Origin of the sequence: Brevundimonas sp., assembly GCF_031412435.1 — a bacterium.
Taxonomy (GTDB): Bacteria; Pseudomonadota; Alphaproteobacteria; order Caulobacterales; family Caulobacteraceae; genus Brevundimonas.
This window is the reverse complement of the sequence record NZ_JANODA010000044.1, coordinates 38,757-56,298: the sequence shown is the minus strand read 5'-3', so window position 1 is coordinate 56,298 and position 17,542 is coordinate 38,757. Positions and strand designations below refer to the sequence as shown.

At 67.3% G+C, this 17,542-nt stretch carries 15 protein-coding genes; 10 read left to right on the top strand and 5 right to left on the bottom strand.

From position 1 onward, the window contains the following. Nucleotides 1–141: 141 nt before the first annotated feature. Together RMO01_RS08505 and RMO01_RS08500 are read left to right on the top strand one after the other, a co-directional pair. Nucleotides 142–456: a UrcA family protein gene (locus RMO01_RS08505; RefSeq protein ID WP_309628612.1), complete on the top strand. Its 315-nt coding sequence runs from the start codon at nucleotides 142–144 to the stop codon at nucleotides 454–456. Nucleotides 457–554: 98 nt separating this feature from the next. Next, nucleotides 555–2,498 (top strand): ATP-binding protein, encoded by a 1,944-nt coding sequence (locus tag RMO01_RS08500; protein ID WP_309628611.1) that lies wholly within the window; start codon nucleotides 555–557, stop codon nucleotides 2,496–2,498. Between the two features lie 64 nt (nucleotides 2,499–2,562). Here RMO01_RS08500 and RMO01_RS08495 read toward each other — a convergent pair whose 3' ends face one another. Continuing rightward, nucleotides 2,563–4,743 carry a M3 family metallopeptidase gene (locus tag RMO01_RS08495; protein WP_309628610.1) on the bottom strand — a complete coding sequence of 727 codons (2,181 nt, stop codon included), beginning with the start codon at nucleotides 4,741–4,743 and terminating at the stop codon, nucleotides 2,563–2,565. Between the two features lie 121 nt (nucleotides 4,744–4,864). Between RMO01_RS08495 and RMO01_RS08490 the strand changes: the two genes are divergently transcribed. After that, nucleotides 4,865–5,716: an aspartate/glutamate racemase family protein gene (locus RMO01_RS08490; RefSeq protein WP_309628609.1), complete on the top strand. Its 852-nt coding sequence runs from the start codon at nucleotides 4,865–4,867 to the stop codon at nucleotides 5,714–5,716. A gap of 49 nt (nucleotides 5,717–5,765) precedes the next feature. Then, complete coding sequence (locus tag RMO01_RS08485) at nucleotides 5,766–6,323, top strand: hypothetical protein (RefSeq protein ID WP_309628608.1); 558 nt, start codon at nucleotides 5,766–5,768, stop codon at nucleotides 6,321–6,323. Here the strand turns inward: RMO01_RS08485 and RMO01_RS08480 are convergent. Together RMO01_RS08480 and RMO01_RS08475 are read right to left on the bottom strand one after the other, a co-directional pair. Beyond that, on the bottom strand, nucleotides 6,314–6,847 hold the full coding sequence (locus tag RMO01_RS08480) for a carboxymuconolactone decarboxylase family protein (protein WP_309628607.1): 534 nt from the start codon (nucleotides 6,845–6,847) through the stop codon (nucleotides 6,314–6,316). The genes RMO01_RS08485 and RMO01_RS08480 overlap by 10 nt on opposite strands. A gap of 188 nt (nucleotides 6,848–7,035) precedes the next feature. Next, nucleotides 7,036–7,590, bottom strand: coding sequence for a peroxiredoxin (locus RMO01_RS08475; protein WP_309628606.1), 555 nt, complete (start codon nucleotides 7,588–7,590; stop codon nucleotides 7,036–7,038). Between the two features lie 154 nt (nucleotides 7,591–7,744). Here RMO01_RS08475 and RMO01_RS08470 point away from each other — a divergent pair, with 154 nt between their 5' ends. Further along, on the top strand, nucleotides 7,745–8,632 hold the full coding sequence (locus RMO01_RS08470; RefSeq protein ID WP_309628605.1) for a hydrogen peroxide-inducible genes activator: 888 nt from the start codon (nucleotides 7,745–7,747) through the stop codon (nucleotides 8,630–8,632). Nucleotides 8,633–8,692: 60 nt separating this feature from the next. Here the strand turns inward: RMO01_RS08470 and acnA are convergent, their stop codons facing one another. Next, complete coding sequence (acnA, locus tag RMO01_RS08465; RefSeq protein ID WP_309628604.1) at nucleotides 8,693–11,386, bottom strand: aconitate hydratase AcnA; 2,694 nt, start codon at nucleotides 11,384–11,386, stop codon at nucleotides 8,693–8,695. A gap of 203 nt (nucleotides 11,387–11,589) precedes the next feature. Between acnA and ccmA the strand changes: the two genes are divergently transcribed. Together ccmA and ccmB are read left to right on the top strand one after the other, a co-directional pair. Beyond that, nucleotides 11,590–12,213 (top strand): heme ABC exporter ATP-binding protein CcmA, encoded by a 624-nt coding sequence (gene ccmA, locus RMO01_RS08460; protein ID WP_309628603.1) that lies wholly within the window; start codon nucleotides 11,590–11,592, stop codon nucleotides 12,211–12,213. After that, nucleotides 12,210–12,875, top strand: a complete 666-nt coding sequence (gene ccmB / locus RMO01_RS08455) for a heme exporter protein CcmB (RefSeq protein WP_309628602.1) — start codon at nucleotides 12,210–12,212, stop codon at nucleotides 12,873–12,875. Before ccmA ends, ccmB begins: the two co-directional genes overlap by 4 nt. Before the next feature lie 22 nt (nucleotides 12,876–12,897). Here ccmB and RMO01_RS08450 read toward each other — a convergent pair whose 3' ends face one another. Next, nucleotides 12,898–13,212: a hypothetical protein gene (locus RMO01_RS08450; protein WP_309628601.1), complete on the bottom strand. Its 315-nt coding sequence runs from the start codon at nucleotides 13,210–13,212 to the stop codon at nucleotides 12,898–12,900. A gap of 178 nt (nucleotides 13,213–13,390) precedes the next feature. Between RMO01_RS08450 and RMO01_RS08445 the strand changes: the two genes are divergently transcribed. From RMO01_RS08445 to RMO01_RS08435, 3 genes are read left to right on the top strand one after another with little or no spacing between them, the layout of a single operon-like run. Continuing rightward, nucleotides 13,391–15,463 (top strand): AsmA family protein, encoded by a 2,073-nt coding sequence (locus RMO01_RS08445; protein WP_309628600.1) that lies wholly within the window; start codon nucleotides 13,391–13,393, stop codon nucleotides 15,461–15,463. A 59-nt stretch (nucleotides 15,464–15,522) separates the two neighbouring features. Beyond that, nucleotides 15,523–16,401, top strand: coding sequence for an alpha/beta hydrolase (locus tag RMO01_RS08440; RefSeq protein ID WP_309628719.1), 879 nt, complete (start codon nucleotides 15,523–15,525; stop codon nucleotides 16,399–16,401). A 50-nt stretch (nucleotides 16,402–16,451) separates the two neighbouring features. Beyond that, nucleotides 16,452–17,531, top strand: coding sequence for a hypothetical protein (locus RMO01_RS08435; protein ID WP_309628599.1), 1,080 nt, complete (start codon nucleotides 16,452–16,454; stop codon nucleotides 17,529–17,531). Nucleotides 17,532–17,542 lie beyond the last annotated feature (11 nt).

Below are 17,542 nucleotides of genomic sequence, written 5' to 3'. Positions count from 1 at the left end.
GTCCCGGGAGCGGCCGCGCTTCATGGCCGCGATTTCATCAAGCGTCGCTTTTCGGCCCCGGGTTTCTCACGGCGGAGAAACAATCGGGTCGCACAGAGGACGGGTCGCCGCAAAGAGCGACGAACCTCAGGAGTGCATGTGATGATCCGTTTCGTAGCCGCCACGGCCGCTATCGCCGTCGCCGTCCTTTCCGCCGGGGCCGCCTCGGCCTCCGAATTCCGTGTCGCCTACGGCGATCTCGACCTCGCGTCGAGCGAGGGCGCGGCCCGGTTCGACCTTCGGGTCGGACGCGCCGCCCGCGCCGCTTGCGCCACCGGCTCACCGCTGGCCGACGCCCGGTGCCAGGGCCAGTTCCGCGCCGAGGCGACGCGGCTCCTGCCCGACGGCCCGCGTGCGGAGTATGCTCGCGCCCGCGGCGGCCGGATCGTCGTCAGGACGCCGACCGACCAGAGCTGAGCCAGCCGCCCGCAGGAGAGGGGCCCGCGCAAAACGTCGGTCGTTCACGGCTTTGAAGCGAATTGGCGTGATGCTGACCGCCCAACACGGCAGTCCGCATGACCGACCACACCCCCGAGACCGCGTCCGGACCCATCGCCCTTGCGGCGCTGGAAAGCTCAGGCGCGGGCTGGTGGCGGGTGCTGGACACCGACACGGCCTGGTGGTCGCCGACGATGTTCGATCTGTTCGGCCTGCCCCGCGACAACGGCGTCCCGACCGTAGAGGACCTGTACCGCCTCTATCACCCGGACGACGCCCGGATGGCGGCAAGCTCGTTCCTGAAGCTGTTCAAAGCCGAGGAGCCGGTGACCCTGCGCTACCGTGCTGTGCACCCGTCGGGCGAGGTCCGTCAGCATTTGACCTGGGGCCGCCGCCAGTCTGCTGACGCCGACGGGAATCGCTGGGTGGTCGGCATGGTCATGGACGTCACCGAACACGTTGACGACGCCCGGCTGATCGAGGGCGAACGCGCCTTCCGCTTCGTGGCCGATCACACCTCGGACATGGTCGTGCGTCACCGCATGGGCGTGGGACTGACCTACGTCTCGCCCGCGTCGCGAGCCGTGCTGGGCTATTCACCGTCCGAAATGATGGGCAAGGCCCCGGCCGACCTGGTCGCGCCCGAGGACGTGGTCCGCATACGCGGCTTGCTGGCCGAGCGGATCGCCAGACGCGAGGCGGTCTCGTCGGAGGGCTATGAGTACCGGGGACTTCACAAGAACGGGCATCAGGTCTGGCTGGAAGCCAACCCGCGTCTGGTGATCAACGGCGCCGGCGAGATGACCGAGATCGTCGATGTCGTGCGCGACATCTCGGCCCGCAAACAGGCCGAGGCCGAGCTGCACGCCGCCCGTATCGAGGCAGAGGCGGCGTCGCGCGCCAAGAGTGAATTCCTGGCCAATATGAGCCACGAGCTGCGCACGCCCCTGACCAGCATCCTCGGCTTCTCGCGACTGATCGGGGCGGGCGGCGGACTGTCGGAGGGCGACCGAGGCTATCTCGATCTGATCCGCAGCGCGGGCGAGACCCTGCTGACTGTGGTCAACGACATTCTCGACTTCTCCAAGCTGGAGGCCGGCGCCCTGACGCTGGATCCGGAGCCCTTCTCGATCGCGGCCCTCGGCGAGGGGGCGACCGCCCTGTTGCGCGAACAGGCTGAAGGCAAGGGGCTGGAGCTGACCTGCGAGGTCGCCGACGACGTGCGCCTGACCGGCGACGTGACGCGCCTGCGTCAGGTGCTGCTCAACCTGCTCAGCAATGCGGTGAAGTTCACGGACGCGGGCGCGGTTCGTCTGGTTCTGTCGGCGGAGGACGGCGGCGATGGATCGACCGTGCTGGTCGCAAGCGTAACCGACACCGGCTGCGGGCTGGACCCGGCCCAGATCGACCAGATGTTCGACCGCTTCACCCAGGCGGACGGCTCGGTGTCGCGCAAGTTCGGCGGTACGGGCCTGGGCCTGGCCATCTCGCGCCGGCTTATGGACATCATGGGCGGCGAGATCGGGGCGGCGAGCGACGGCGCGACCGGTTCGAACTTCTGGTTCCGCGTCCCCCTGACCCTGTCCGCCGATGAGGCCCCAACGGCGTCCGAGGCGTCGCGCGATTCCATCGGACGTTCGCTGCGCGTCCTGCTGGCCGAAGACAATCCGGCCAACCGGACCCTGGTCGCGGCCCTGCTGGGCGCGATGGATGTCGCCCTCGACATGGTCGAGAACGGCGAGGAGGCGGTGCTGGCCGCTTCAACGACGGCCTACGACCTGATCCTGATGGATATGCAGATGCCGGTCATGGACGGTCCGGCTGCGGCGCGCGCGATCCGCGCCCTGGGTGATGCGACGCCGATCGTCGCCCTGACCGCCAACATCTTGCCGGAACAGATGGAACAGTGCCGCTCGGCCGGAATGCAGGGTCATGTCGCCAAGCCCATCGATCCGCGCGCCCTGATGTCGGCTCTGTCGGAATACGCCCGTCCAGCGCAGGAAAAAGCCGCCGCAGCCTGAGCTGCGACGGCTTGATCATATTGACCGATCTGGCGATGAGCCCTGATCGGCTTGTCGACCGCTTTTAGCTGACCGGGAAGCCACGGACCCGCAGCAGGGCGGCGACGTCGGGGTCGCGACCGCGGAAGGCGCGGTAGGCGTCGCCCCGGTCGGTGGTGTTGCCCGGCGCCAGGATGATCGACTTGAAGCGGCCGCCGATATCCGGATCGAACACGTCGCCCGACTGTTCGAAATAGGCCCAGGTGTCGGCGTCCATCACTTCCGACCACAGGTAGCTGTAATAGCCGGCCGAGTAGGCGTCGGACGTGAACAGGTGATTGAACTGCGGCAGGCGGTGCCGCATCACGATCTCACTGGGCATCCCCAGACGGTCCAGTGAGGCCTTCTCGAAGGCGTCGATGTCGGTTGGCGGCGTGGCCTGGGTATGCAGGTCCATGTCGACCATGGCCGACGACAGATAGCTGACCGTCGCATAGCCCTGGTTGAAGGTGGCCGAGGCCTCGACCTTGTCGACCAGCGCCTGGGGCATGGGCTCCCCGGTCTCGTAGTGTTTCATGAACCGGTCCAGGATCGGCCGGCTCAGCACCCAGTGCTCGTGCACCTGCGACGGATATTCCACGAAATCGCGCGGCGTGTTGCCGAAGCTCGGGTAGGTCACGACCGACGAGAAATAGTGCAGGGCGTGGCCGAACTCGTGGAACAGGGTCTCGGCGTCGTCGAGCGAGATCAGCAGGGGCTCGCCGGCGCCCGGTTTCACGAAGTTATTGTTGTTGGAGGCCAGGATCGGCCTGGAGCCATCGAGCGTCGAGAATGACCGGTAGGTGGTCATCCAGGCGCCCGAGCGCTTGCCGGCGCGGGCGAAGTCGTCGGCGTAGTAGAGGCCGATCAGTCGGCCCGAGGCCTTGTCGGTGACCTCGTACAGGGTGACGTCCTCCTGGAAGACCGGGGCGGTCGACTGGGGCTTCTGTGTGAAGACGAAGCCGTACAGGCGTTCGGCCATGTAGAACGACGCGTTACGCACCGCCCCCAGCTCGAAGTAGGGTTTCAGCTGGTTCTGATCGAGGTCGTACTTCTGCTTCCGCACCTTCTCGGCGAAATAGAGGTAGTCCCAGGGCTCGATGTCGAAGCCTGCGATCGCCTTCATGTCGGCGACCTCCTCGGCCACGCGGGCCTTGGCCGGCTCCCACACGCGGTTCATCAGCGACTGGGCCGCGGCCGGGGTCTTGGCCATCGTGTCCTGCATGCGCCAGTCGGCGTGGCTGGCGTAGCCCAGCAGGGTGGCGCGCTGCTTCCGCAGACGGACGATCTCGGCGATGGTGGCGTTGGTGTCGTTGCGGTCGCCGTTGTCGCTGCGGTTGACGAACTTGCGCCAGACCTGCTCACGCAGGGCGCGATCGTCGGCGAAGGTCAGGAACGGATCGACGCTGGAGCGGGTGTTGACGATGGCCCAGCCCTGAAGATTGCGCGACTGGGCCGCGGCGCGGGCGGCGGCCTTGTTCGAGTCAGGCAGGCCCGCGACGCCGGCCTCGTTGGGGATGACGGTCCAGGTGTTCTCGTCCGCCACCACCTTCTGACCGAAGGCGGTGAAGGCGTTCGACAGGGCGGTGTTGATCCGGCCCAGCTCGGCCTTGCCCGCGGCGTCCAGATTGGCGCCCGAACGGATGAAGGCGTCGCGGCTGCGCTCGGCCAGACGCTTCTGCTGGGCGTTCAGGCCGTCGCGGTCGGCGTTGTCGGCGACCGTCTTGATGCGCTGGAACAGGGCGGCGTTGAACGTGATCTCGTCGCCGGCTGCGGAGAGCAACGGCGAGACCTCGGTGTCCATGGCGTCATAGGCTTCGCCGCCGATGTTCGACGTGGCGACGCCGTACAGGTTGACCGCGCGGTCCAGGGGCTGGCCCGCCAGCTCCATCGCCACGATGGTGTTGGCGAAGGTCGGGGCTTCCGGGTTGTTGGCGATGGCGTTGATGTCGGCGCGGTTCAGCTCGATGCCTTCGATGATCGCGGCCTTCAGCTTGTCGGCGGACATCGCGTTCCACGGCGGCACGCCTTCGTAGGGGCCGGTCCAGGGCTGCAGCAGCTCGGCGCGCGGCGTCTGGGTGGGCAGGACGGCGCGGGCGATGCGCGCTTCCTCGGCGACCGAGGCGGCGTCCGGGGCGGTGAAGCCGGCGGAGCCGGCGCCCGCGCTGGCGCATCCGGCGAGGGCCATCAGGCTCGCGCCGCCGATGAGGAGCTGGCGTCTTTGCATGGGAGTTTCCTGTTCATGGTCTTCTGTTGTGCGGCACCCTAGGCGCACGTCGCCTGACCGTCACCTGAACAGCAAGTAATCCCGTTGGACGAGGACGCAAGCGGGAGCTAAAGCCCGAGCCATGGCGATAGGCGTATTCGATAGCGGCGTGGGCGGTCTGACCGTTCATCGCGAACTGACCCGGCGGTTCCCGACGCGGGACTTCGTCTATCTGGCGGATCAGGCGAACGCCCCGATCGGGTCGAAGACCGGTGAGGAGATCGTCGACATCACCCGCAACGGGTGCGAGCGCCTGTTCCAGGCCGGGGCCAGTGTCATCGTCCTGGCCTGCAACACGGCCTCGGCCGTGGCCCTGCGCCGGCTGCAGCAGACATGGGTGCCCGAGGCGTCGAAGCGTCACGGCCGGCCGGTCAATGTGCTGGGTATCATTGTCCCGACCATCGAGGCGGCCACGGGCCTGCCCTGGACCTATGAGGCCGAACGGCGCGGCGACAAGGTCGAGGCCATCGACATCACCGGCGTGTTCTGCACCGCCGCCACCGCCATAAGCCGGGTCTACGAGATCGAGATCGACAAGCGCCGCGAGGACCTGGCCGTCTTCTCCGAGCCCTGCCCGGGCCTGGCCGGCCTGATCGAACTGGGCGCGCCGGCCGAGGAGCTGACAGTCGTGATCGGCGACCACGTCGACGCCCTGCGCCGCCGCATCGGCCGCCATCCGGACAAGGCGATCCTGGGCTGCACCCACTACGAGATCGTGGCCGACATCTTCGCCAGACACCTGCCGCCGGGCACGCCCCTGATCCACCAGCCGACGGCCGTGGCTGACGCGCTGGAGCGGTATTTCGAACGGCATCCGGAATACGGCCTGGGCGAAACCGGCCGCCGCGACTTTCTCACCACCGGCAAGACGGGCTCGCAGTCGGACATGGTCAGCCAGTTCTGGGGCGCGCCGCTGAGTTTCGACGCGGCCTGACTTGACGGATCGAGGTTCCGGGCGCCCGATGCGGGCGGGAGGACCTGCCATGATCCGTAGCGCCAAGATCGCCGTGGGGGTGCTGCTATGCGGCGCGTTCGCACTTCTCGCCGCCATGATCGCCACGACCGAGGCCCGCGCCGAAGTCGTCTCGCGGTCCGCCGACGGCTTCGTCCTGCGCTTCGCCGTGGGGGTTGAGGCCGCGCCTGAGGATGTGGTCGCCGCCGTCTCCGAACTGCCGCAGTGGTGGGCCCCAGGGCACACCTACACGGGAGACCCGGCCAACCTGTCGCTGGCCTTCGAGGCGGGCGGCTGCTGGTGCGAAACACTCGCCGACGGGACCGTCTTCGAACACGCCATGGTGACGAGGATCACGGCGGACCGGGTGACGATGAATGCGCCGCTGGGCCCCCTGCACGACAAGGCGACGAAGGCGGAGCTGACCTTCGGATCCGGGCCCGAGAACCGGGGGCGACTGGTCACGATCGATTTCGTGGTCGAGGGGTCGGGCCTCGGCGTTATGGCTGACGGTGTGAACATGGTGATGGACCAGGCCTTCGATCGCCTGGTCCATCAGATCGAATACGGCGAGCCGCCTCAGCCCTGAAGTGCGGTTTCCGAAGCCGCGATGCGGCTGGCGGCGTGGACCACGGAAGCGATGCGTATCGCGGTCTGGACCTGGGCCGCCGGGACGCCGTGCTTGCGCAACTCGCTCTCGTGGGCGTCCATACAGGCGCCGCAGCCGTTGATCGCAGAGACGGCCGTGGACCACAGTTCGAAGTCCATCTTGTCCACGCCCGGATTGCCCAGGATGTTCATTCGCAGGCGCGCCGGAATGGTCGTGTATTCCTGATTCTTCATCAGGTGCAGCGAGCGGTAGTAGATGTTGTTCATTCCCATGATGGCGGCCGCGGCCTTGGCGGCGGCCATCGCCTCGGGCGACAGCTTCTCGGCGGCGGCGGCCTCGATGGCCTTCACGACGGGAGCGACCCCGACGGCGTGGGCCGAGGCCAGGAAACAGCCCCACTTCTGCTGGTCGTTCAGCACGGTCTCGGAAGCGAGGGAGCCGAGGTTCAGCGAGATGTCCTTGGCATAGGCGGGCATCAGATCGCGCAGGGTGTCGATGGACATGATTGTTCTCCTTCGGAGAGGTCGGCTACCGCTCGACGCGCGGCGTCTCGCTACTTGAGCCGAAGGGGATCACAGGGGGCTGGTACGCGTTCGCGCTCAAGCAGTGAGCGACCGCGTCGCGAGCGATAGCGCCCCTAAAAACAAAGCGAGCGGCGACGACATCACTGCCGCCGCCCTCACATTGGGTCTTAAGCCGCGAGCGTCTCGCCGCCGACGGGGCGGTTGCAGGCGCACAGTTCGTCAGTCTGCAGGGCGTCGACGACACGCAGGGTGTCGGCCGGGGCGCGACCCACGTTCAGGTTGGTGACGTAGACGTGCTGCACGACGTTGTGCGGGTCGACGACGAAGGTGGCGCGCAGGGCGACGCCCTCTTCTTCGTTCAGGATGCCCAGCTGACGGGCGAACTTGCCGCCGTTGTCGGCGAACTGCCAGATCGGCAGCTTCGACAGGTCGGCATGGTCGCGGCGCCAGGCCAGCTTGACGAACTCGTTGTCGGTCGAGCCGCCTAGGACAACCGTGTCACGGTCTTCGAAGTCGCGGGCCAGCGAGGCGAACTCGGCGATTTCGGTCGGGCAGACGAAGGTGAAGTCCTTCGGATAGAAGAAGATGACCTTCCACTTGCCTTCGAAGGACTCGTTCGTGACGGCTTCGAACGCCGAGACGCCGTTTTCTTCGTGGGAGTTGAAGCCCGGCTTAACGCCGATGACCTTGAATTCAGGCAATTTTTCGCCGACGCCGAGCATGGGGTATCCCTTCCGGAGATAAACAGATGTCGCTATGTGCGGCCGCCGGGGAGGGCCGACCGCAGGTGCGAAATGGCGGTTGCGCTGCACAAAGTCAACCGATAGAACGCCATCGTACCATAGATAATATCTATGGATTCAAGAGAGGCCGCCTATGCTCCCGACCCTTCGCCAGCTGCAGTATCTGAAGCTTTTGTCCGAGCATGGATCGTTCAGCCGGGCCGCCGAGGCGGCGCATGTCAGCCAGCCCGCATTGTCGTCGGGCGTGCAGGAGCTGGAGCGGGTCCTGGGCGCACCGGTTGTCGAGCGCACGCGCGGAAACGTGCAGCTGACGGCGGTCGGGGCCGAGGCCTGTCGACGGGCCGAGGACGTGCTGGCGCGGACCGAGGACCTGGTCGAAGCGGCGAGGAATGCGGGCCGCCCGCTGTCTGGCCGGCTGCGACTGGGCGTCATCCCGACGGTGGCGCCCTTCCTGTTGCCCGCGACCCTGCCCGGACTGAAGGCGGCCTACCCGGCGCTGCGGCTGTTTATCCGCGAGGACCTGACTCCCCGGCTCATCGCCGGGCTGAAGGCGGGGCAGCTGGACTGCGCCGTCATTGCCTTGCCCTATGAGGCGTCGGGCATCGAACACGCGCACATCGGCGACGATGAGATCCTGGCCGTGGCGCCCGTCGGCCATGCGCTGGCCGCGCCGGGCGATATCCAGCCGGGGGCGCTGAAGGCGGAGGATCTGATCCTGCTGGAGGACGGCCACTGCCTGCGCGACCAGGCCCTGGCCGGCATCGACATGGACGCCCCGCGCGGCGAGGACGTGTTCGCGGCGACCTCGTTGCACACCCTGGTGCAGATGATCTCGTCGGGGCTGGGCGTGTCGTTCCTGCCGGCGATGGCGGTGCGCGCCGGTCTCGCGGACGACAAGGGCGTCGTCATCCGCCACTTCGCGGCCGAGGCTCCACGGAGGGAGATCGTGGTGGCGTGGCGGACAGGCTCCAGTCGGGCGGCCGAGGCGCGGTTGCTTGCGGAGGCGATGCGGCTGGATTGAGCGCAAGAAAGGGGCCGGCGGATCGCTCCGCCGGCCCCTTGTTCAGTCTGGCTTCGAAGCTCAGCCCGCCAGATTGCGCAACACATACGGCATCACGCCGCCGGCCTTGAAGTAGTCGAGCTCGGTCTGGTTATCGATGCGGCAGCGGACCGGGAAGCGGGCCATCTTGCCGTCCGACGGGCGGAACAGTTCGACCCACAGGTCCTGACGCGGACGCAGCTTGCCGACGTTGACGTCCGAGAGGCCGCGGATGGTTACGATCTCCTCGCCGGTCAGGCCCAGTTTCAGCCAGCCGTCCGCCTTGAACTGAAGCGGCACGACGCCCATTCCGACCAGATTCGAGCGGTGAATGCGCTCGTAGCTTTCGGCGATGACGGCGCGGACGCCCAGCAGGCGGGTGCCCTTGGCCGCCCAGTCGCGCGACGAGCCGGTGCCGTATTCCTTGCCGGCGAAGACGACCAGCGGACGACCCTCCGACTGGTAGCGCATGGCGGCGTCATAGATCGACATCGTGTCTTGCGACGGGAAGTGTTTGGTCACCCCGCCTTCGATGTCCGGCGTGATCTTGTTGCGGATGCGGATGTTGGCGAAGGTGCCGCGCATCATCACTTCGTGGTGGCCACGACGCGCGCCGTAGGAGTTGAACTCCTCGGCCTCAACGCCACGACCCGTCAGATACTGGCCGGCCGGGGACGTCTTCTTGATCGAACCGGCCGGGGAGATGTGGTCGGTGGTGATGGAGTCGCCGAAGATGGCCAGGACGCGGCCCTCGACGATGTCGGTGACCGGCGTCGGCTCCATCGACAGGCCCTCGAAATACGGAGGGTTGGCGACATAGGTCGAGGCTGCGTCCCATTCGTAGGTCTGGCCGCCTTCGACCGAGATGCCCTGCCAGTGCTCGTCGCCCTTGAAGACGTCGGCATAGCGTTTGGCGAACATGGCCGGGGTGACCGACTTTTTCTGGATGGCGGCGATCTCAGCCGAGGTCGGCCAGATGTCCTTCAGGAAGACATCCTTGCCCTTCTTGTCCCGGCCCAGGGGCTGGGTAGTGATGTCGATGCGCATCGAACCGGCCAGGGCGTAAGCGACGACCAGCGGCGGCGAGGCCAGGTAGTTGGCCTGGACGTCCGGGTTCACCCGGCCTTCGAAGTTGCGATTGCCCGACAGGACCGATGTGGCGACGATCGCGTTGTCGTTGATCGTCTGGGAGATCGCCGGGGCAAGCGGGCCCGAGTTGCCGATGCAGGTGGTGCAGCCGTAGCCGACGAGGTTGAAGCCCAGCGCATCCAGCTCCTTCTGCAGGCCGGCGGCGGTCAGATAGTCGGTGACCACCTGCGAGCCGGGCGCGAGCGAAGTCTTGACCCAGGGCTTGGTCTTCAGACCCAGCTTGTTGGCCTTCTGGGCCACCAGACCGGCGGCGATCAGGACCGACGGGTTGGAGGTGTTGGTGCACGACGTGATGGCGGCGATGACGACGTCGCCGTCACCGAGGTCGAACTTCTCACCGGCGACGGGGAAGCGCGGCGCGTCGGTCGGGCGGTTGAAGACGTCACCGAGCGCGGTTTCGAACGCCGGGGCGGCGATGGTCAGTTCGACCTTGTCCTGGGGACGCTTGGGGCCGGCGAGCGACGGCACGACGGTCGAGATGTCCAGTTCCAGAACGTCGGAGAAGACCGGGTCTTCCGAGGTTTCGTCGATCCACAGGCCTTGAGCCTTCGCATAGGCCTCGACCAGGGCGACCCGCGCCTTGTCGCGGCCCGTGGCGGTCAGATAGCCGATGGTGGCGGCCGAGACGGGGAAGAAGCCGCAGGTGGCGCCGTATTCCGGGGCCATGTTGGCGATGGTGGCCTGATCCTCGATCGTCATGTTCGGCAGGGCGTCGCCGAAGAACTCGACGAATTTGCCGACCACGCCCTTCTTGCGCAGCATCTGGGTGACGGTCAGGACCAGATCGGTGGCCGTGGTGCCTTCCGGCATCGAGCCGGTCAGCTTGAAGCCGATGACTTCCGGAATCAGCATCGGGATCGGCTGGCCCAGCATGGCCGCCTCGGCCTCGATGCCGCCGACGCCCCAGCCCAGGACGGCCAGACCGTTGATCATGGTGGTGTGGGAATCCGTGCCGACCACGGTGTCCGGATAGGCGACGGTCGCCTTGCCCTCGGCCACGGTCCAGACGGTCTGGGCCAGGTTCTCGAGGTTCACCTGGTGGCAGATGCCGGTGCCCGGGGGCACGACGCGGAAGTTGTTGAAGGCCGACGAGCCCCAGCGCAGGAATTTGTAGCGCTCGATGTTGCGCTCGTACTCGCGCTCGACGTTCTGGCCGAAGGCTTTCGAGGTGCCGAAGTTGTCGACCATGACCGAGTGGTCGATGACCAGGTCGACGGGGACCAGCGGGTTGATCTTGGCGGCGTCGGCGCCAAGCTTGGCCATCGCATCGCGCATCGCGGCCAGGTCGACGACGGCGGGAACGCCGGTGAAGTCCTGCATCAGGACCCGCGCCGGGCGGAAGGCGATCTCGTGCTCGACGGCGCCCTTGTTCTCGATCCAGGCGGCGACGGCCTTCAGGTCGGCTTCGGTGACCGAAACCCCGTCCTCGTTGCGGAGCAGGTTCTCCAGCAGCACCTTCATCGAGCGCGGCAGGCGCGAGATGCCGGCGAGACCGGCTTCCTCGGCGGCAGGAAGGCTGTAATAGGCGTATTTCTTGCGCCCGACGGAAAGATCGCGACGGGTGGAAAGGCTGTCGACTGACGGCATGGGAGAGGTCCTCTGGTCAAAGCCGCCCGGACATCCGGTTGCGCCGTCTCGCGGCGATCGCAGGGGCGCACAGGTCCCTTGCGCGCGCGGCGACAGCCTGCTGCGGCGACCGCGCATATAGCCGTGGTTGGGGGGGGCGTCCATGTATCCACGTCGGCTGTGGGGACATTGAGAACCGGTCGCAAATCGAAGGGCTTGCGAGCATGATCGCCGCGCTGTCCGTCAGCGACCTCATGCTCACCCGGGGCGAACGCACCCTGTTCAGCGCCCTGTCGTTCGCGACGTCATCCGGAGAGGCCGTGGCGCTGATCGGAGCGAACGGCGCGGGCAAGACCTCGCTGCTGCGCGCCGTCGCCGGCTTCATCCGTCCGGAGGCCGGTAAGATCGCCTTTCATGACGAAGACAAGGATCTGGTCGAGCCCGATCTGGCGCGGGCGCACGAGGTGCATCTGCTGGGACACCTGGACGGCCTGAAGGGCGCGCGGACAGCGCGTGAAGAGCTGATGTTCCAGTCGCAATGGCTAGGCCACAGCCACGACGGCATCGAGGAGGCGATCGAGATCCTGGGCCTGAAGCCGCTGCTGGATCTGGAAGTGCGCAAGCTGTCGGCGGGTCAGAGACGCCGCCTGGCGCTCGCCCGGCTGATCGGATCGCCGCGCGCCCTGTGGCTGCTGGATGAACCGCTGAGCCCGCTGGATGCGCGCTGGCGCGAGGCGGTCGGGGCGATGATGGCGCGGCATCTGGCGGGCGGCGGCCTGATCCTGGCGGCGGTGCACGATCCTCTGCCGATCCCGGCCCGGCCGCTGGATCTCGGGGCGGGGCGATGAGCGCCGCCTCCGTTCTGTTCAAACGTGAGCTGGCCCTGGCCTGGGGCGGCGGCGGCGGGCCCTTGCTGGCTTGCGGTTTCTTCGCCTGCCTGACCACAGTCGTGCCGCTGGCGGCGGGGGGCGATCCGGAGGTGCTGAAGCCGGTGGCGGCGGGGATCGCCTGGCTGGCCCTGGCCTTGTCGAGCCTGTTGTCGCTGGAGCGACTTTTCGAACGGGATCTGGAGGACGGGGCGCTGGATCTACTGACGACGGGGCCGCTGCCGCTGGAGGCCGTGTTCGCGATCAAGGCGTTCAGTCAGTGGCTGGCGACCGGCCTGCCGTTGGCCCTCACCGCACCTGTGGCGGCACTCGCCCTCGGTCAGTCGATCGACTTGGCGCCGTTAACAGCGCTGTCCGCCCTGATCGGAGGTCTGGGGTTCGCCTTCACCGGGGCTCTGGGGGCCGCCCTGGCGCTGGGGGCCAGGCGGGGCGGGCTGCTGATCGCGGTGGTGGTCCTTCCGCTGTTCATTCCGCCGGTGGTGTTCGGATCGGGGGCGCTCGACAGGGCCGCGGCGGGGCTGAGCCCGCTGCCCGCGCTGGCGCTGCTGACGGCCTATGTGCTGTTCGCGGCCGTCATCGCCCCGCCGGCGGGCGCCGCGGCGATCCGCAGCGCCCAATCCTGAAGGCATCCCCTGTCGCCAAGTCCTAGCGGACCGCGGCGTAGGTATTCAGCGTCTGGGTCAGACGGCCATGCTCGCGCGCGTTCATGCAGCGCGGGGCCGACCAGGTCTCGCCGGTCGCGCGGGCCTGAAGCACCTGATCGGCGGTGACGAACGTCGGCGGCGCGCCGTGCTCGCGGCGGAAGGCGCTTCGGGTCGCCGCGTCATTCGTGCACATCATCACGATGCGCTGGGCGCCGGCGGGCGCCTCGGTCGGCAAGCGGTTCTGCTGCGCCAGGGCGGGGGCGGCGACGGATGCCGCGAGCGTCGCGACGGCGGCGATAGTGGTGAAACGGTTCATGGCGGGCTCCTCCTAAAGACCCGAAAGATGTCTGGGTTCGGAGCAATAATGCGCGCAATCGAGTCTCTGTAAAGAAAATAAGACAACTTCGCTGCAAACGGATGAAATTGACGACTGGCTGCAAATGGCTCCGCTTGGCTTTGGCCCCTTTCTGACGTCTGGCGCGTTGTGACCCCTTGTGAAGCGCCTTCTACCCAACTCCCTGAATCTGCCGTCGAAATGGCAGGACGTCCGGACCCGAGCCCTGGTCCCGGCGGGGATTCGTGTGCGAGAGTGGCGTGACTGGGTCGTTGACAACGATCCAGTCTACGGATCCTTCCGCCGGCCGGGCCGGACGGAAAAGATCGCTGCCTCGGTTACAATGCTGCTGATTCTGGCGGTGGCCACCTTCCTTCTGCTGTTCGACTGGAACTGGGTGAGAGGACCGATAGGTCGTTGGGCCTCGGCGAAATACGATCGCGAGATCGCCCTGCAGGGTGACCTCGACGTCAATCTGTTCAGCGGGACACCCTCGGTCATCGTCAACGATCTGAAGTTCGGCGGACCGGACTGGGCTCGGGAGGCCGACACCGCCAATGTCGAACGCATCGAGGCGCGCTTCCGGCTGCGCAAACTGTTCGCCGGCCAGATCGAAATGCCGCTGCTGGCCATAACAGGCCCGAACGTCGTGCTGATCTCGACCGAAGACGGTCGTCAGAGCTGGGAGTTGGAGCCCCACAAGCCGGACACGGGCGAGGGCATGAAGCTGCCGCTCATCAACCAGCTGATCATCCAGGATGGCCGGATCTCCCTGGACGCCCGGGATCGTGACATCACTCTGGAGGCCGCGATTTCGGCCCGAGAGGCAGCCAGCGCGGCTGAGGGCGACTCGGGGTTCACCCTGACGGGCGAGGGCTCGGTCAACGGTGCGCCTCTGACCCTCAAGATCGAGGGCGGCGCCTTCGTCAACATCCGGCGCAACCGCCCCTATCATTTCGAGGCGACCCTCGCTGGGGCGCGGTCGAGGCTCGTGGTGGACGGCGCGATCACCCGCCCGTTCGATCTGGGCCAGTTCACATCGACGCTGAGCCTTCAGGGGCAGGACCTCAACGACCTCTATCTGCTGACCGGCGTGACCCTGCCCAATACGCCACCCTATCGCCTTTCGGGCGCCCTCACCCGCAACGACGCGGTCTGGACGTTCAACGACTTCACCGGCCGCGTCGGCGCATCGGACCTGTCGGGCGACATGACGGTCGACGCCGGCGAGCGTCTGCGCGTCGAGGCGGTGATGTCGTCCCGCCTGCTCGACATCGACGACATGATGGCGATCCTCGGCGCTGACACCCGGACGAACGCCGCGGGCACGAATACGACGGTCGTCGCGTCCGGCGCCGGACCGGCCATGCTGTTGCCGGACGGGACCCTGCAGGTCGACCGGCTGCGGACCATGGACGGCACGCTGACCTATCGCGCCACCAGCGTGAAGGCGAACGATCTGGACATCCGACGCGTCAATCTGGGCGCCGTGCTGGAGGGCGGGATCCTTGATCTCGATCCGGTCTCGTTTGACTTCAATCGTGGAGAACTGAACGGCACGGCGAGGATCAATGCGACGCGAGACACACCCTACAGTGCGGTGGATTTCCGCCTCGCCGGCTATCCGCTCGAATCCATCATCCCGGCTAAAGGCGGCGTCGCCCCGGTCAGCGGTCGAGCCTTGGGGCGCGCACGTCTGGAGGGTCCGGGAAACTCGATCCATCGTTTCGCCGCCGGGTCCAGGGGTTCGCTGAGCCTGGTCGTGCCCCAGGGCGAGATGCGCGCCGCCTTTGCCGAACTGCTTGGCGTCAACGCGAGCGCAGGCCTGCTCAAACTCCTGAGCGGCGACCAGTCGCGGAGTTCGATCCGGTGCGCCGTCGCCGATTTCGAGGTCTCCAACGGCGTGGCCCGGGCAAAGACCTTCGTTGTCGATACGGATGTCGTGCTGGCCCAAGGGTCGGGCACGATCAATCTCGGGACGGAGACCCTCGACCTGAAGATCGACGGCGAGTCGAAGAAGCCACGCCTGCTGCGCCTGTGGACCCCGATCCGCGTCCGGGGTCATCTGTCGGCCCCGAGTGCGAGCGCCGATGTGGGCCAACTGGTGGCCCAGGCCGGGCTGACCGGTCTGCTGGCCGCCGTGGTCGCCCCGGTCGCCGCCCTGTTCGCCTTCGTCGATCCCGGTCTGGCCAAGGACGCCAACTGCGGCTCGCTGATCGCCAATGCGCGGTGAGGCCGGACGGCAGGTTCGGTCGTATCTGACGACGACCCCTTCCTGAGAAAGCCGTGCCGATGACCCGAAGAGGCCTGTTCGCCCCCGCGCTCGGCGCGATGGTCGCGTCGCTCGCCGCAGCCTGCAGTCCATTGGGTGTGCTGAACGCTGTGGCTCCGCGCGATCCCGGCGTGCGGCGTGTGGCGCGCGATCTGGAATACGGGACTGATCCCCGCCAGAAGTTCGACATCTACGCGCCCGGCGCGGCCAGCGTGGCATCGCCACTGCCGGTGCTTGTCTTCTTCTACGGCGGAGGGTGGGATTCGGGATCGAAGGATCTCTATGGCTGGGCGGCACAGGCTCTGGCGGCTCAGGGGTTTGTCGTTGCGGTCGCTGACTATCGTCTCGTGCCCCAGGTGCTCTTCCCGATCTTCATCGAGGACGCGGCCGCCGCCACCGCCCGCGTGGCCGAGGTTGCGGCGACCTGGGGCGGCGATCCGACACGGCTGGGCGTCATCGGTCATTCGGCGGGCGCGCATCTGGCCATGATGATCACGCTGGACAGGCGCTACATGACCGCTGTCGGCAAGCCCGACCTGATCAAGGCGGCGGCAGGCCTGGCCGGTCCCTATGACTTCCTGCCGTTCGACGTGGCGTCGTCGATCAACGCCTTCGGTCAGGCGCCCGACCCTGAGCAGACCCAGCCCCTGCATTTCGCCCGCGCCGACGCCCCGCCCCTCTGGCTCGGGCACGGAACCGCCGATGTCATCGTCCATGACGAGGACACCATCCTGCTCGAGGCGCGGATGCGGGAGCTAGGCGGGCGCTGCGAGGCCAGGCTGTACCCGGGTCTCAGCCACGAAGATCTGATCGCGACCTTCGCACCCCTGTTCCGCAAGAAGGCGCCCGTGCTGGCCGACGTGTCTGACTTTTTCCATCGCAGGCTTGTCGGCCACTAGCCGGAGAGCGCGCGACGTAGCATCGTCCGGCCACGCTTCCGGAGGGTTCGATGCGTCTGTTCCAAGTCGTTACCAGTGTCTTCGCCGCCTGCCTTCTCGCTACGCCGGTCCTGGCCCAGGATGCGGTGAACGCGGCCTATGAGGCGGCGCTGGCCGAAAGTCCGACGCCGGTTCTGTTGCGGTTGTCGCAGGAAGACTGGGCCCGGTGGTGGACCGAGTATCCCGATGAACGCGAAAGCATGGAGGAGACGCGGGTCGAGGAACTGCGGGCCACGCTCGCGCGGGACCGTTTGGTTCGCGCTGACCGCCTGGCGCTGGCGGAGCTGGCCCGCGTCTGCGTCAAGACAGGCCTGCAGAACTGCGAGATCGACAACTCCGGGTCGCTGACCCTGGCCGATGGGGCGAGCATCTGGTTCCAGCAGCAGACCGGCCACACCGACGACGACGGCGTCAGCACGGCGATGGTGGTTCTGGCGGCGGAGGGGGATCGCCTCAAGCCCATCTTCTGGCTGGCCGGACCGCTCGGCGTCCTGCCTCTGGAGACTTACCGGAACACGGACGGCGATGAGGCCGGTCCAACCTATGTCGCCGTGCCGGCCTATGGCCAAGGCACCGGCAGCCAGTGGATGGGCTCGATGTTCCGCTGGAACGGAGCGAACGCAGCGCCGACGGAGATCGACGCCCAGAGCTGGCTGATCGCCCTGGACGAGGCCTTGCCTGAGGGGCTGGGCGTCTGGAAGGGACCGCAGTTCCACTGGGCCTGGCTGTCGGCGGAATCACCGCTGTGGCAGGAGAGCGACGCCAACTGTTGCGCCACGGGCGGCGAGGTCTATGTCGGGCTGAAGATCGAAGGCGACGCCCTCGTGGCCGACAATGTCGCCGTCGATGACGCGATCCTCAACGTCGCCATGACCGTCGAACCGGAGGTTCTGAACTGGGTGTCCCGGCGCGAGCATTGCGAGCACTGGCAGGGCGAGGAGCCCTACGACGACGCCCGCCGCATCGAGATCGCCGCCAATGTCGAGCGACTGGCCTGCGATGCGCTCGGCGCCGACGAGGCTGTCCTGCGCGCCGCCCATGCCGAAAACGCGTCGATCCTGGCCCTGCTCAATCGAGCCAAGGCGGAATAACGCCCTCCGTC

Coding starts and splice junctions, on each gene's coding strand:
- RMO01_RS08500 (WP_309628611.1), top strand. CDS start 555: ATGACCGACCACACCCCCGAGACCGCGTCCGGACCCATCGCCCTTGCG.
- RMO01_RS08435 (WP_309628599.1), top strand. CDS start 16,452: ATGCGTCTGTTCCAAGTCGTTACCAGTGTCTTCGCCGCCTGCCTTCTC.
- RMO01_RS08485 (WP_309628608.1), top strand. CDS start 5,766: ATGATCCGTAGCGCCAAGATCGCCGTGGGGGTGCTGCTATGCGGCGCG.
- RMO01_RS08470 (WP_309628605.1), top strand. CDS start 7,745: ATGCTCCCGACCCTTCGCCAGCTGCAGTATCTGAAGCTTTTGTCCGAG.
- RMO01_RS08440 (WP_309628719.1), top strand. CDS start 15,523: ATGACCCGAAGAGGCCTGTTCGCCCCCGCGCTCGGCGCGATGGTCGCG.
- RMO01_RS08505 (WP_309628612.1), top strand. CDS start 142: ATGATCCGTTTCGTAGCCGCCACGGCCGCTATCGCCGTCGCCGTCCTT.
- RMO01_RS08495 (WP_309628610.1), bottom strand. CDS start 4,743: ATGCAAAGACGCCAGCTCCTCATCGGCGGCGCGAGCCTGATGGCCCTC.
- RMO01_RS08480 (WP_309628607.1), bottom strand. CDS start 6,847: ATGTCCATCGACACCCTGCGCGATCTGATGCCCGCCTATGCCAAGGAC.
- acnA (WP_309628604.1), bottom strand. CDS start 11,386: ATGCCGTCAGTCGACAGCCTTTCCACCCGTCGCGATCTTTCCGTCGGG.
- RMO01_RS08490 (WP_309628609.1), top strand. CDS start 4,865: ATGGCGATAGGCGTATTCGATAGCGGCGTGGGCGGTCTGACCGTTCAT.
- ccmB (WP_309628602.1), top strand. CDS start 12,210: ATGAGCGCCGCCTCCGTTCTGTTCAAACGTGAGCTGGCCCTGGCCTGG.
- ccmA (WP_309628603.1), top strand. CDS start 11,590: ATGATCGCCGCGCTGTCCGTCAGCGACCTCATGCTCACCCGGGGCGAA.
- RMO01_RS08450 (WP_309628601.1), bottom strand. CDS start 13,212: ATGAACCGTTTCACCACTATCGCCGCCGTCGCGACGCTCGCGGCATCC.
- RMO01_RS08475 (WP_309628606.1), bottom strand. CDS start 7,590: ATGCTCGGCGTCGGCGAAAAATTGCCTGAATTCAAGGTCATCGGCGTT.